Below are 13357 nucleotides of genomic sequence, written 5' to 3'. Positions count from 1 at the left end.
GAGATCACCTCTTGAGTTGTGCCATGAATTCTTTTAGTGGCAATGTGTTTACGATGTCCCTTGCTTCGAGCCATGCTCGCCTAGCCTGCGATACCCCGAATATCATGTAATCCTCCTCGTGCAGGTCGTGGGCGTCTGTGCTGACCACGAACCTGCAGCCTAAGGCGTGAGCCTGTCTTATATGCCTTTCCGATAGGTCGAGCCTGCTTGGGTGAGCATTTATCTCAAGAAACGTCTTACACGAGGCGGCTGCGTTGAATATTATGTCCCAATCGGCATTTGCCCCTTCGCGCACGCCAAAAAGCCTCCCCGTGGGATGGGCGAGAATGTGGACCAATGGATGTGTTACGGCTTTGAGATATCGCTCGGTCAGGCGGTCTTTGTCCTGTCTAAGGCTTGAATGGATTGATGCTACGACCACGTCGAGCTGCCCTAGTACATCATCGGGATAATCTAGCGTTCCATCGGCCTTCACTTCCACCTCGGCGCCCTTGAGTATGACCAATTTGCCCTCGAATTCCTCGTTCAGTTTGTCTATCTCGCGCCATTGGTTCCTTAATCTTTCAATGCTTAAGCCCCTTGCGACGCCCAACCCTTGGGAGTGATCTGTGACGAGTATGTAACTTCGTCCTAGTAGAAGGGCTTTTTCGGCCATCTCCCTTATTGAACGTCTCCCGTCGCTGTAAGTCGAATGCATTTGCAGGTCACCTTTTATGTCGCCTAGCTCCACCAGCCGCGGAAGGCCGTCTTTCAGCGCCAGCTTTATCTCGATGGTGCCTTCCCTAATTTCAGGAGGTATCCAGCTCATTCCAAGTATTCTATACACCTCTTCCTCGCTTGCGCAAACTATTTCCCTGCCGCTAGCCTTATCTGTTATTGCATATTCGCTAAGGCTTAAGTTATTTTTCAGCGCCACTTCCCTTAAAAGTACGTTATGCTGCTGGCTACCGGTGAAATACTGCAGGGCCGTCCCCCACCTCGATGGCTCGACTATCCTCAAATCGCACTGAAGGTCGTCCTTGAACCTGACGCTCGTCTTGGTTGGCCCGGAAAGCATAACCTCTTCGACCATGTCCAACTCGGTAAATGCCCTTATAACTTCGTCCGCGGCTTCAGTTTTGGCTGCGACCAATATATCCAAGTCGCCTATGGTATCCTTCATGCGCCTAAGAGAACCGGCAGGAGACGACATTACGACACCATTACACCTGCTTAATCTGCCCGTTACTAGCTCGGATAACTTCCATCCCTCTCCTAGAGGAAACCTCCTGTTCAGGCGTCTTTCTTTGATCGCTAAGATGGCATCGAGTATCTTTTGTTCGACCTTAGGCCCAAATCCAGGCAGATCCCGAAGCTTTCCCTGACGTGCCGCCTGCTCGAGTTTATCTACCGAATCTATGCCCAGTTTTTCCCAGACTGTCTTAATGCGCTTCGGGCCCATCTCAGGGACCTCACGCAGATATATCAGCTTTTCGGGAATTTCTGAGGTCAGCCTTTGATAAAATTCCAGTTTGCCGCTCTCCAATATTTCGGAGATCTTTTGTGCAATGGCCTTACCCACACCGGGTATCTCCATGAGCTTTCCTTCCCTGTAAAGCTCAAATATATCCCTGGTCTCTTTTTCCAAGCTTTCAGCGACTCGCCTGTAGGCGTTTATCTTAAATCTGTCTTCGCCTTTTATCTCAAGCAATATGGCTATACGATTGAACAAGTCGGCCAAGAAGTTGGCGTCAATTTCTTCATGCATATACAGATTTCCCCCCGGGAATTGACGGTCTTGCCGTGTTGCCTTGAAGCATGACTAACAATACCATATACTTGATTAAGTATACCATTTATCCTACGTAAAGCGCAGGGGCAGGCGAGGAAATTGCGCGATATGAAAAGGGAAACGGAAGAAAGGCCTCTGTTTTTGCCGATAGTTGTCCTACTCATAGGCGTTGTGGCCGTCTCTACGGGAGCTACGATAATTCGTCTTGCCGACGCCCCCGCCTTGGTGATTTCGGCTTATCGAGTTGGATTGGCAAGCCTCATCTTGATACCTGCAGCTTTATTGTTTGCAAGGAAGGAAATAATGTCGCTTTCCTTTGCCGATATCAAAATAGCCATTGCTTCAGGTGCTTTTTTAAGCCTTCATTTTGCCGCCTGGATTTCTTCGCTTGATTATACTACCGTTGCCAGCAGCGTAGTGCTGGTCAACACGAATCCGATATGGGTTGCTCTGCTCACGCCTTTTCTGAGCAGCGATAGACTGACCAGGATGTCAATTTTGGGAGTGGTCTTTAGCGTCATAGGAAGTGCCATAATAAGCGCAGGAGATTTTGCCCTTGGCGGGAAAGCCTTGCTAGGGGATTTGCTGGCGATCGCAGGAAGCTGGGCTGCAGCCTTTTACCTCCTGTTTGGTCGCAGGTTGAGGCAAAGGATGTCGCTTCTTTCATACATAACCATATGTTACGCTACCGCAGCAATTATACTCTTTGCCATTGTGATAGGTTTAGGTTATCCATTGCATGGTTATCCTGCAAGGACATGGCTCTGTCTTTGGGGACTTGCCGTCTTTCCCCAAATTATCGGACACAGCAGCTACAATTGGTCTCTTAAATATTTCTCCGCGAGCTTTGTGGCCATAGCCTTACTGGGCGAACCAGTGGTAAGCCCTATCTTGGCTTATTTCATATTGAAGGAAGCGATAATGCCCGTGACTGTTTTGGGCGGTTTGTTGGTCCTTGTCGGAATCGCCCTGGCTGCACTTGGAGAAAGCAGATGAACTTATGGAGAATAATTTGAATATATTATATTATTAATGGCAAGATATGTATTTTTTTGACGATCTCTTCACATTTCGCCAATAAAGTGCTATTATACTCAAACAAGGGGATTGTTATAGGGGATTGGAGAAAAAGGGGGAATTTTCAGTGTTAAGCGCTACATCAGACGTAGCGATAAGTGATATCTTATGTCGCTACGAAAAAAATCCACGTTTTTTGCTGCAAGTGCTTTTAGACGTTCAAGAAAAGTTTCGATATTTACCTACCGATGCAATGCGTTCCGTTGCCGAGTATTTTGAGATTCCCGAAAGCAGGGTATTTGCCGTAGCAACCTTTTATAAGGTCTTGAGCCTGGTTCCGAAGGGGGAAAAGACTATAAAGGTCTGCCAGGGAACTGCCTGTCATCTTCGTGGAGGATCTCAGATCTTAAACGCCATTAGCGAGAGGTTAAAGATAAGGGCGGGCGAGACCACTAAGGACGGCATCTTCACTTTGGAGACCGTCAATTGTCTTGGATGCTGTGCCATGGCGCCCGTCATGATGGTCGGCGATAAGGTATACGGCAAACTGTCCGTCGCTGACGTTGCAAGGATACTGGAGGCGGAGAAAGAAGATGCCATTATTTCTAAAGCCAGATGACCTTCGAAATTATCGGCTAAAACTGAAGGATGACTTAAAGAGGGCAAGCCTACTTCCCGTAGTGCGCGTTTGCTGTGGGACAGGATGCGTTTCTAACGGCAGCATGGAAGTTTTAAGTGCCCTAGAGGAAGCCTTAAAAGGGATTGGCAAGGTCGAACCTGTGGTGAAATTCACCGGCTGTCACGGCTTTTGCGAAAGGGGACCGATAGTGATCGTCTCCCCCGGCGAGATATTTTATCAAAACGTAAAGACGAAAGACGTCCCTGAAATCGTGCAAAAGACCATCTTAGATGGCGAAGTGATAGAGCGCCTGCTTTACCGTGACCCTGTCACCAAGAAAACTTACAGAAGCGACCACGAAATTCCGTTTTACGCCAATCAGCAAAGGTTGGTGCTTCGAAGGTCGGGACACATTGACCCCACCTCCATCGAGGATTACATAGCAACGGACGGGTATGAGGCGTTGAGCCTTGCCTTCAAGCTTGGCCCCGATGAGATAATAAAACAGATCACGGATTCCTACCTTCGCGGACGCGGGGGCGGAGGCTTTAGGACCGGGTATAAATGGAAGTCCTGCAGGGAGGTAGATGATTTTCCAAAATACGTGATAGCCAACGGCGACGAAGGGGACCCCGGTGCCTTCATGGACAGGAGCCTGATGGAAGGAGATCCCCATAGCGTAATAGAAGGAATGATAATAGGGGCTTATGCCATAGGTGCCAACGAAGGTTACATTTACGTGAGAAATGAATATCCCTTAGCAGTGAGAAGACTGCAGATCGCCATTGAAAGGGCCCGGGAGTACGGATTGCTGGGCAAGAGCATATTGGGCTCTGGGTTTGATTTCGATATACAGATATGTAAAGGTGGTGGCGCTTTCGTGTGCGGCGAGTCCTCTGCTTTGATGCGCTCCATCGAAGGCTATCCGGGCGTTCCAAGGGTGAAGTACATTCATGCCACCGAACAGGGCCTTTGGGATAAGCCGACTGTGCTTAACAACGTAGAAACCTGGGCCAATGTCCCCATCATCTTGATGAACGGCGTCGAGTGGTACAAATCGCTTGGCACTGAACGCAACAGCGGCACCAAGATCTTTGCTTTGGTGGGCAAGGTGAAGAACACCGGCTTGGTTGAAGTGCCGATGGGAGTGACCCTGCGCAAGATAATATACGAGATCGGTGGTGGAACGCTGAAGGACAAGGCTTTCAAGGCCGTTCAGACGGGAGGTCCTTCTGGGGGGTGCATTCCCGCTTCGCTACTTGATTTGTCGGTAGATTTTGACACTTTGGTAAAAGCCGGATCGATGATGGGCTCTGGCGGCATGATAGTGATGGACGAACGATCCTGCATGGTCGACGTGGCGAAGTACTTCATCGACTTCCTCGTCGAGGAGTCCTGCGGCAAATGTACTCCCTGTCGGGAGGGGCTAAAGGTATTGCAAAAGCTGCTTCATGATTTAACTGAAGGCAAGGGTAGCCTACAGGATGTAGGGCTTTTAGAGGATACGGCACATGAGCTGGGTAAAACCGCTTTGTGCGGTTTAGGCAAGACGGCAGCAAATCCTGTCCTTTCCACTTTAAAGTACTTTCATGAAGAGTACGAGGAGCACGTCGAAGGCTACTGTCGCGCCGGGGTATGTACCGGACTTTTTGCTGCAAAAATAGACAAGGACAGCTGCATAGGCTGCGGGCAATGCGCCAGGACATGTCCTGTGAAGGCCATTTCGGGCGAGGCTAGAGGACCTCATGTAGTCGATGCGTTAAAATGCATAGGCTGCGGGCAATGCATGGACGTTTGTCCTACTAACTCGATAGCCTCCTCAAGGAGGGTTAAAAATGCGTGATCCTATCGATATCGTAATAGATGGCGTAAGCCTGTCGGTTCCCATGGAGACGACCGTTTTGGAGGCTGCCCAGATGGCGGGCGTAGAGATCCCAACGCTCTGTCATCATCCGGCATTACCGCCTGACGGTAACTGCAGGCTGTGTATGGTTGAGATCCTTAGACCCGGCAGAAGGGGCGAGCTTGCCATATCCTGCATGTATCCCATACGTGCTCAGATTGAAGTAAATACGAAAAGCGATGAGGTCATAAGGGCACGAAAATTCGTCTTAAAGCTTTTGCTGAATCGGGCGCCCAAGTCGGCCAGGTTAAACGCCTTAGCCAATGAATATGGCGTGAGCGTCGAATCAAGGTTTTCCTTTGATCCCGACGAGTGCGTGAGGTGCGACAGGTGTGTCAGGGCTTGCGAGACCCTTGGTCCCAGTGCCATAGGGCCGGCATGGAGGGGATTTAACAAGAGGATAGTTCCGCCTTTCATGGAGCCGCCAAGGCAGTGCATAGGTTGCGGTGCTTGCGCCGACGTATGTCCTACCGGATATATTGAGTGCGTCGATGAAGGCGATGAAAGGACCATATGGGATCGCAAATTTACTTTAATACGATGCCCAATTTGTGGCCAAACATATACCACGGAAGAAGCATTGAAATTTGCGGGAATAGAGGATCCGGATGCCAGGTTATGCCCTAGGTGTAGGAAACGCGAGTATGCGTCGAAGTTTCGGATTTTCGTACATTAACACATTTTATGAATTGGTTTTGGGCCTGCCCAAGGGGGGAAGCGGGCCTGTTTAAAAAACTTATTTATAGGGGGGATTGGAAATGGAGAAGGTACTTGTCATTTCTCCGGAGAAGTGCGTAGGCTGTGGCAGTTGCGAGTTGGCCTGCTCTCTGGAAAAGGAGGGAGAGTGTAGGCCATCTTTGGCGCGGGTCACTGTCTACAGGTTTGAGGCGGGGGCTAACGTACCAATGACATGTCAGCAGTGCGATGATGCTCCATGCATCAGCGTATGCAAGGCGGGTGCCCTGGCTCGGGATGAAAAAAACGTCGTTCAAGTCGATTCATCTAAATGTATAGGGTGTAGGATGTGCGTGATGGCCTGCCCCTTTGGCAATATGTCCTACCATTGGGAACAGAGCACTGCCATCAAATGCGATCAGTGCAACGGCAGTCCCTACTGCGTGGAGTTTTGCCCGACCAAGGCATTGGATTACGTTCCTGCAGATGCCATAAGCCTCCAAAAGAAAAAGGAGTTTTCGGCGAGGTTTGCCAAAATTGCCCAGGAGGTGAGCGAGTGATGTTTGGCTACATGGGAAAGGTTTTGCGCGTAAATTTATCGACCAAGAACATAACTCTTGAGCCTCTGAGGATGGATTGGGCTAAGGACTTTTTGGGAGCCAGAGGCTTGGGAAGCAGATACCTGGTCGAAGAGGTCGACCCCAATGTAGATCCCTTTAGCCCGGATAATAAACTGATTTTTGCAACCGGTCCTGTCACCGGGACTCTTGCCACCTCTGCCGGAAGGTTCAATGTGGTTACAAAGGGGCCCTTGACCGGGACGATAGCTGCTTCGAATTCCGGTGGTTACTTTGGTCCCGAGCTGAAGTACGCAGGATACGACATGATAATTTTCGAAGGTAAATCTGCAAACCCGGTGTATTTGTGGATCTACAACGATCACGTAGAGCTGCGGGATGCATCTCACGTTTGGGGAAAGGATAGCTATGAGACCACAGACGCTCTTCTGTCCGAGACCGACCCTGAGGCGAAGGTTGCCTGTATTGGTCCGGCGGGAGAGAGGTTGGTGCTTTTTGCCTGCGTGATGAACGATAAGCATAGGGCAGCAGGCAGGACAGGCGTTGGTGCCGTTATGGGTTCCAAAAACCTCAAGGCCGTCGTCGTCAGGGGAACCGGAGGAATAAAGCTCGCAGATAAGGAAGCCTTTTTGGAAGCGCTTCGAAAGGCGCGCAAAAAAATTGCCGAACATCCCGTCACGGGTGGAGGATTGCCTGCCTATGGAACTAACGTCCTAGTAAACGTCATAAACGCTGCCGGGGCCTTGCCGACGAGAAACTTTAAGGAGGCATGGTTCGAAGGAGCCGACAAAATTTCTGGAGAGACCATGGCCGAAACCATACTTCTTAAAAACAAGGCATGTGCCAGCTGCGCATCCGCTTGCGGCAGGGTCACCAAGGCCATGGGGGAGATCGGCGAGGGTCCAGAATACGAAGCCGTTTGGGCATATGGAGCGCAGTGCGGCGTGGATAATCTGGAGGCCATCTGTAAGGCCAACTTCATTTGCAATAAGCTTGGCATGGACCCGATAACCATGGGAAGCACCATAGGATGCGCCATGGAGTTGGCCGAGCTTGGCTTGATTGACGAAAAAAAGGCGGGCGTATCCCTGCATTGGGGAAACGCTGAGGCGATCGTAAAGCTAACAGAGGATACGGGCTACAAGCGTGGCTTTGGCGAGGAGCTAGCTCTTGGGTCTTACAGGCTCGGCGAGAAGTATGGGCATCCCGAGCTTTCCATGTCGGCCAAAAAGCAGGAAATGCCCGCTTACGATCCAAGGGCTTTGCAGGGCATGGGATTGGAGTATGCTACCAGCAACAGAGGCGGATGTCACGTAAGGGGTTACTTAACTTCGCCGGAAGTGCTGGGCATACCCGAGAAGTTGGATCCGACAGATATCGCATCTAAGCCGCAGTGGACCAAGACCTTCCAGGATTTGACCGCTGCCGTCGACTCTTTGGGCTTCTGCCTGTTTTTGACCTTTGCGTTGGATGCCGGAGACCTTGCTGCCCAGGTTGCTCCAATTATCGGCAAAAAGGTCACTGCAGAAGAACTGCTTCTTGCCGGCGAGAGGATATGGAACTTGGAGAGGTTATTCAACTTGAAGGCCGGCATATCGCCAAAGGAGGACACGCTACCGCCACGATTGCTTAACGAACCTATCCCGGCAGGCCCATCTAAGGGCAGGGTAAATAAGCTTCATGAAATGCTTCCCAAGTACTATGAGCTGCGTGGATGGGGCAAAAATGGGATACCTACTAAGGAAAGGCTGGAAAGCCTGGGATTGCTGGACATCGCAGCGAAATATTCCCTTTAACACTTAAGATATATAAAAAGGCAGGTAAGGGTAACCCTTTCCTGCCTTTTTGCCCTCTGTGCCTAGGCTTGGTTTTTCAGGCTATTGGTCTATAATTGGACGTAAAATCTAACAGGGGAGCCTGTTCATGGTGGATCAATACGACTTAGAGATCAGGGCAAGATATGCGCGCAAGGTCATATTAATAGGCTTGACGTGTAATCTGCTGTTGATGGTTTTTAAGTTAATGGTGGGAATATGGGCCAAAAGCAGCGCCCTCGTGGCCGATGCCATCAACTCGTTGTCCGATTCCATCACCGACGGAGTTGCATTGTTCAGCTTCTATGTGACCGGCAAGCCCAAAGATGCAACGCACGACTTTGGCCATGCGAAGTTTGAAACGTTATCGACCTTGGTAATTGGCATCTTTTTGATGGTGGCTGCGGGTTTTATACTATGGCGCAGCGCGGGCAAGATAGTTTCCGCCATGAAAGGAGTTCCTATCGAGGGGATAAGCGTCATAGCCCTAATTCCGGCTGCCTTTACCATGATAGTCAAGGAGTTGTTGTATGTATATACGAATGGAATGGCAAAAAGGTTAGATAGCAGCTCCTTGAAGCTAAAGGCCTGGGATCACAGAAGCGACGTATTCCTCGCGGGAGGGACGTTTTTAGGGATAGCGGGAGCCGTATTGTGCGGCGATAAATGGCGCGTGCTCGATCCTCTTACTGCGCTTATCTTGGGAATCATCATATTAAAATTGGCGATGCCCTTGGCACTGGAGAGCTTGAATGAACTTCTTGAGGCTTCCCTGCCCGAAAAGGAAGAAGAAGAGATTCTGAGGCTTATATGGGCAATACCGGGCATAAAGGGCATACATGACCTCAGGACTCGCCGTTTGGGTCCTCATATCGCCGTGAGCGTCCATATCATGATGGAACAAGACATGCCCCTTAGCGAAGCACACGATATTACCATTCAGCTGGAAAAGCGCTTTAAGGAACGCTTTGGACCCCACAGCATAATAACTGTTCACATGGAGCCGGCTGATCCCGAGAGATTATCTAAGAGCTACCCCAAACCCAAGGAGGGCATAAACCCTCCTTGGGGAAGTTTTGGCATTTAAAACGGCTCGAAGCCCATTTCTGCCATGAAATCTCTGTGCATCTCCTTTATCTGTTCATCGATAATTCTCATGTGTTCCGCTTCCCAACCGGCCAGCTTATTCAACACCTTTTTCCCGTCCGGCTGATCTATCTTTTGAGAGGCTTTTGTATAGAAATTGTTGAAGTCGCGCTCCAGCGACAAGGCCATGCGAAGGACGCTTATATCGGAGACGTCTGCAATTAGCGACGTCTGAAGCTCCTCTTCTACCCAAGGTTTTCTTAATATTTCCTGAGCCGTTTCCTCGTCCATTTCCGTCGCTGCATAGGTATCCCATTTGCCGGTGCTCTTAATTTTGTTAAGCTGATCTTCGATGAACTTGCAATGGGATAACTCCCAATCTGCTAAATAATCAATGAGCAACTTAGTGTTTGGATTGCTAACCCTATTCTTAGCGCTAAGATAAAAATCTCTGGCCTCTTTTTCCATCTTCAGGGCAAATTCCAAAATTTTTCTCTCCAATTCCATTACGACCCCTCCTAATTTGTAAAGTCATTTTAATTTTATTATATATCCTGAAGCGGGAAAGTTCATGTATTATCGGTGTTTAACCGCCTGCTCTCAAGAAGCGCAACCTGAAGGCCTTCATGAAATCCTCGAATTGTTCTTCTTCGACCAATATTCTCACGTAAACGACCGGAAAGTCCATGGCGCCCAATTTGACCTTCGATGTCTCGCCTATGTACGCTTTCCAAGAGAGGCCCTCAAAAAAACCGTCATCTCCTTCAATGCCACCTATTTGGCGAAACCAATTTAGAAATTCATCCCTTTTTATGGTCCTCATTTCCAGAAGAACTTCTTTGTAGGCCTTCATGTTATGACACCTCATAGCATATATTTTCCCTTCTAACTTATTCAATTACATATGCCTGATCCTTGCCCAAGCTTTTTGCTTTATATAAAGCTTCATCGGCTCGTCTAAAGATGTCTTCGAGAGGCTCCTTTGGTCTGGCGATTGTTAATCCCATGCTGATTGTTACTGGCAAGCCTTCCGATAAAAATTCTTCCTTGATGATACGACGTAACCTTTCGGCCAAGTGTAGAGTTTGATCTATTGAGTTTTGACAGAATATCAAAAATTCATCCCCACCCCAACGAACGAAAAGATCAGTCTTGCGTAAAGATTTTTTGACGACCTCGCCCACTTTGGAAAGAACAGCGTCGCCCATCAGGTGTCCGTAGGAGTCATTGATCATTTTAAAATTATCCAAATCGAGTAAGATTATAGAGTATGTTTCATTTGTGGCTGAAGACAAGCTGCGACTGATGAGAGCCTCTCCTGTCCATCTGGCCATAGCACCGGTGAGGTTATCGATAGCCGCTAAGGTGTATAGGTCGTTGATCAGCTGTTTTTGATGTAAAACTTCATTTTTATAATGTGTAATGTCAACAAAGACGCCCGCGAGCTTTGTCGTCTCGCCTGAATCAAAATCCTTCTCGATGGGCTTTGTCTTGCTCTCGAGCCATATGTAAGTTCCGTCTGGTTTTTTGATCCTGAACTGTAAACTGAAGACGTCATTTTTTAACAGTCCGGAATGAAGATCCGATAGGAATTTTTTCTTATCATCAGGATGAATTAAATCAATAAATTGCTCTAATGTGTTAATATCATCCAGAATTTCATAGCCTAAAAGCCTTAACCCATATTCGCTGATGTTTATATTGTTCGTTAGCAAGTCATGTTCCCAATAGGCTATATTTCCAATTTCAAGCGCCAGGTTTAAGCGGTTTTTTTCTGCCATGAGCTTCTCTTGTGCTTGTTTTAGTTCGGTTATATCAATGATAATGCCTACTATGCCAAGCAGTTTCCCGGAAGGGTCTTTGATTGCCCTCTTGCGCTCTATCGCGTAATGCCTTTTGCCGTTAATCATCCTTGCCCTCTCATAGCTGACATAAGCCGGCCCATCAGTTTCAAATAGAGGTTTTTCACTTTCCGCACATGTCTTAGCGTCTTCCGCAGGCAAGATATCGAATATATTTTTGCCTATGATTTGTTCCTTTGGCGTATTTAAAAAGCGCACTAAAGCTTCATTGCAAAGCAATATGATGCCACTGCTGTCCTTGAAGTATATGGGTTCCGGCAGTAGCTCTATTAAAGTGAGCAAAAACACTTCACTGTATATGGAATCGGACGATGGGATCTCGTGTTGTTTTTTATGATGATAAATTAGCAATAATACAATACCAATAGATATGCCGAAAAGGCATATAACGGATCTTTCGGACGAATTGAATAAACTTTCTATGGCATTCATTATAAAGACAATGAGCTCCTTTCAAAATACGAACTTAATTGATAACCAAAACCCGCCCAAGTCAACTTAAGTGAGTTCAACGGCCTTATTTTTACTATGTAGAAAAGTTATAATAAATTTACAGTAGGTAGGACAATCGTAAGATAACTAAAGGAGGGTTGTGAAATGGCACGCATGGCTGAAGCTAAATTTGCGATGCCCCATGTTGGTCACGAGGAACACCTTTGTTATCTGGAAAACATCAGGTTCATCGATGCCAATTTGGAAGAGTACAAAAAGCTAGTCAGAGACCCTAAGTACGTTTGCCGTAGGTGCGGTAGAGCAGCTGCGAAGGCCGAAAACCTTTGTGAACCGGAAGCGTTGTAGTTTTAGATTATACAAATAAGGCGGGCAAGTTTAGCCCGCCTTATTTGTATGCAAGCTAATGTGATCTTTAACCTCAAAAAGGTCGTTTATTATGCCATAAGCCGTATCGGGTAAGGTTGGGTCGGTTTGTGATACCACAAATGGTGCCATTATATCTGTATAAATTTTTAACATAGCCCCCTGACCTTTTACAGTTGAAAATATGTCTCGAGCTTCTACCTCAGTTACCTTAACTTCTGCCCTAGGAGAGCTTTCGTCAAGTTTGGCCTTGCAGATCAACTTTAAATGCTTGCCGGCTCTGAGGGCATTTTGGACCTGATCTGACGTTATATCGGTTATGCCGTTTCTATCCACCTCGAAAGGCGTAATTTTGGCGTTGCAGAGGGCGTTGACGAGGACGCACAGCTTAACCGTCGAATCCCACCCTTCTAGATCGTACATGGGATTTTTCTCGGCAATTCCCATTTTTTGAGCTTGGGATATCGCTTGGTCCATAGACATCCCGGATTCCATCATGGAAAGGACGTAGTTGCTGGTCGAGTTGAGGATGCCTTCTAACGACGTTACCCTTGTCCCACGAAGGCAGTGTCGTGCCATGTTAAACAAGGGCGTTCCGTCCATGACTGTGGCTTCATGCAAGAGCAAAACACCTTTGTCCTTTGCGATGGCCATCAATTCGCTGTAAGCGAAGGCCACAGGTCCTTTGTTGGCCGTAATGACGTTGCAATTGCGCGATAAAGCCTCGCGAACGTAAGTTACAGCTGGTTCTCCTTTGCCTTCGATCGATAGGGGAGATGTCTCAATCATGACGTCATACTCAAGCTCTTTTACGGCATTTAACGCGTCTAGATCGCATCGATCAGGATTTGCCGCAGCAAAGTTTCCCTTTTCGAACTCCGATAGAGCCCTTATCAAATCTATGCCCCTCGAGTTGACCAAATTGCCGTGATTTTTTGTTATAATTCCTATTATGCTTACATTCAAGTCCTTTAATTTACAATACTGACCACCATCCGATAATATCTCAACTAAAGTCCTTCCAACATTTCCGAATCCGATCAACAAAGCCTTCATAAAATTTTTTGGCATTAAACCCCTTACTGCACGCCGCATGTGGGGACTTTTAGCCACCCTCCCCCGTTATTATAAATGGCAGTTAACAGCTTCCTTTGTACATTATTTTACATCATGTTCGATGAAATGAAAAAGCCAAGAAATGGTTAACCATTTCTTG

Annotated in this window: 13 protein-coding genes; 8 read left to right on the top strand and 5 right to left on the bottom strand. The window is 47.8% G+C overall.

Translation table 11 applies throughout. The features are described from left to right. Window positions 1–4: 4 nt before the first annotated feature. Window positions 5–1747 carry a DNA polymerase/3'-5' exonuclease PolX gene (gene polX / locus BUQ78_RS05190; protein ID WP_074199500.1) on the bottom strand — a complete coding sequence of 581 codons (1743 nt, stop codon included), beginning with the start codon at window positions 1745–1747 and terminating at the stop codon, window positions 5–7. Window positions 1748–1879: 132 nt separating this feature from the next. Between polX and BUQ78_RS05185 the strand changes: the two genes are divergently transcribed. From BUQ78_RS05185 to BUQ78_RS05155, 7 genes are all read left to right on the top strand, one after another. Then, window positions 1880–2767 carry a DMT family transporter gene (locus BUQ78_RS05185; protein WP_074199499.1) on the top strand — a complete coding sequence of 296 codons (888 nt, stop codon included), beginning with the start codon at window positions 1880–1882 and terminating at the stop codon, window positions 2765–2767. 124 nt (window positions 2768–2891) lie between these two features. Next, window positions 2892–3407 carry an NADH-quinone oxidoreductase subunit NuoE gene (gene nuoE / locus BUQ78_RS05180; RefSeq protein ID WP_318259523.1) on the top strand — a complete coding sequence of 172 codons (516 nt, stop codon included), beginning with the start codon at window positions 2892–2894 and terminating at the stop codon, window positions 3405–3407. Then, a complete protein-coding gene (locus BUQ78_RS05175) occupies window positions 3382–5250 on the top strand; it encodes an NADH-ubiquinone oxidoreductase-F iron-sulfur binding region domain-containing protein (protein WP_074199498.1) in 1869 nt (622 codons plus the stop codon). The genes nuoE and BUQ78_RS05175 overlap by 26 nt, the downstream gene beginning before the upstream one ends. Beyond that, on the top strand, window positions 5243–5986 hold the full coding sequence (locus BUQ78_RS05170; protein WP_074199497.1) for a 2Fe-2S iron-sulfur cluster-binding protein: 744 nt from the start codon (window positions 5243–5245) through the stop codon (window positions 5984–5986). The genes BUQ78_RS05175 and BUQ78_RS05170 overlap by 8 nt, the downstream gene beginning before the upstream one ends. Before the next feature lie 82 nt (window positions 5987–6068). Continuing rightward, entirely contained in the window at window positions 6069–6545 is a 477-nt protein-coding gene (locus tag BUQ78_RS05165) for a 4Fe-4S dicluster domain-containing protein (RefSeq protein ID WP_014805988.1), read from the top strand. Beyond that, window positions 6545–8359 (top strand): aldehyde ferredoxin oxidoreductase family protein, encoded by a 1815-nt coding sequence (locus BUQ78_RS05160; protein ID WP_074199496.1) that lies wholly within the window; start codon window positions 6545–6547, stop codon window positions 8357–8359. The genes BUQ78_RS05165 and BUQ78_RS05160 overlap by 1 nt, the downstream gene beginning before the upstream one ends. A gap of 127 nt (window positions 8360–8486) precedes the next feature. Next, window positions 8487–9464 (top strand): cation diffusion facilitator family transporter, encoded by a 978-nt coding sequence (locus BUQ78_RS05155; protein ID WP_074199495.1) that lies wholly within the window; start codon window positions 8487–8489, stop codon window positions 9462–9464. Here BUQ78_RS05155 and BUQ78_RS05150 read toward each other — a convergent pair. The 3 genes from BUQ78_RS05150 to BUQ78_RS05140 all read right to left on the bottom strand — a co-directional run bounded on the left by BUQ78_RS05150 (window position 9461) and on the right by BUQ78_RS05140 (window position 11757). Next, window positions 9461–9970, bottom strand: coding sequence for a ferritin family protein (locus BUQ78_RS05150; protein WP_014805991.1), 510 nt, complete (start codon window positions 9968–9970; stop codon window positions 9461–9463). The two genes, BUQ78_RS05155 and BUQ78_RS05150, sit on opposite strands and share 4 nt — an antisense overlap. Window positions 9971–10049: 79 nt before the next feature. Beyond that, window positions 10050–10316 carry a MoaD-like domain-containing protein gene (locus BUQ78_RS05145; RefSeq protein WP_074199494.1) on the bottom strand — a complete coding sequence of 89 codons (267 nt, stop codon included), beginning with the start codon at window positions 10314–10316 and terminating at the stop codon, window positions 10050–10052. Between the two features lie 37 nt (window positions 10317–10353). Further along, complete coding sequence (locus tag BUQ78_RS05140) at window positions 10354–11757, bottom strand: sensor domain-containing diguanylate cyclase (RefSeq protein ID WP_074199493.1); 1404 nt, start codon at window positions 11755–11757, stop codon at window positions 10354–10356. 165 nt (window positions 11758–11922) lie between these two features. Between BUQ78_RS05140 and BUQ78_RS05135 the strand changes: the two genes are divergently transcribed. Further along, complete coding sequence (locus BUQ78_RS05135; protein ID WP_014805994.1) at window positions 11923–12123, top strand: hypothetical protein; 201 nt, start codon at window positions 11923–11925, stop codon at window positions 12121–12123. A 30-nt stretch (window positions 12124–12153) separates the two neighbouring features. Here BUQ78_RS05135 and BUQ78_RS05130 read toward each other — a convergent pair whose 3' ends face one another. Continuing rightward, window positions 12154–13212, bottom strand: coding sequence for a homoserine dehydrogenase (locus BUQ78_RS05130; RefSeq protein WP_318259522.1), 1059 nt, complete (start codon window positions 13210–13212; stop codon window positions 12154–12156). Between the last annotated feature and the right edge of the window lie 145 nt (window positions 13213–13357).

The organism is Acetomicrobium flavidum (assembly GCF_900129645.1).
In the GTDB taxonomy this organism is placed as follows: Bacteria; Synergistota; Synergistia; order Synergistales; family Acetomicrobiaceae; genus Acetomicrobium; species Acetomicrobium flavidum.
This window is presented reverse-complemented; position numbering and strand designations above follow the sequence as displayed.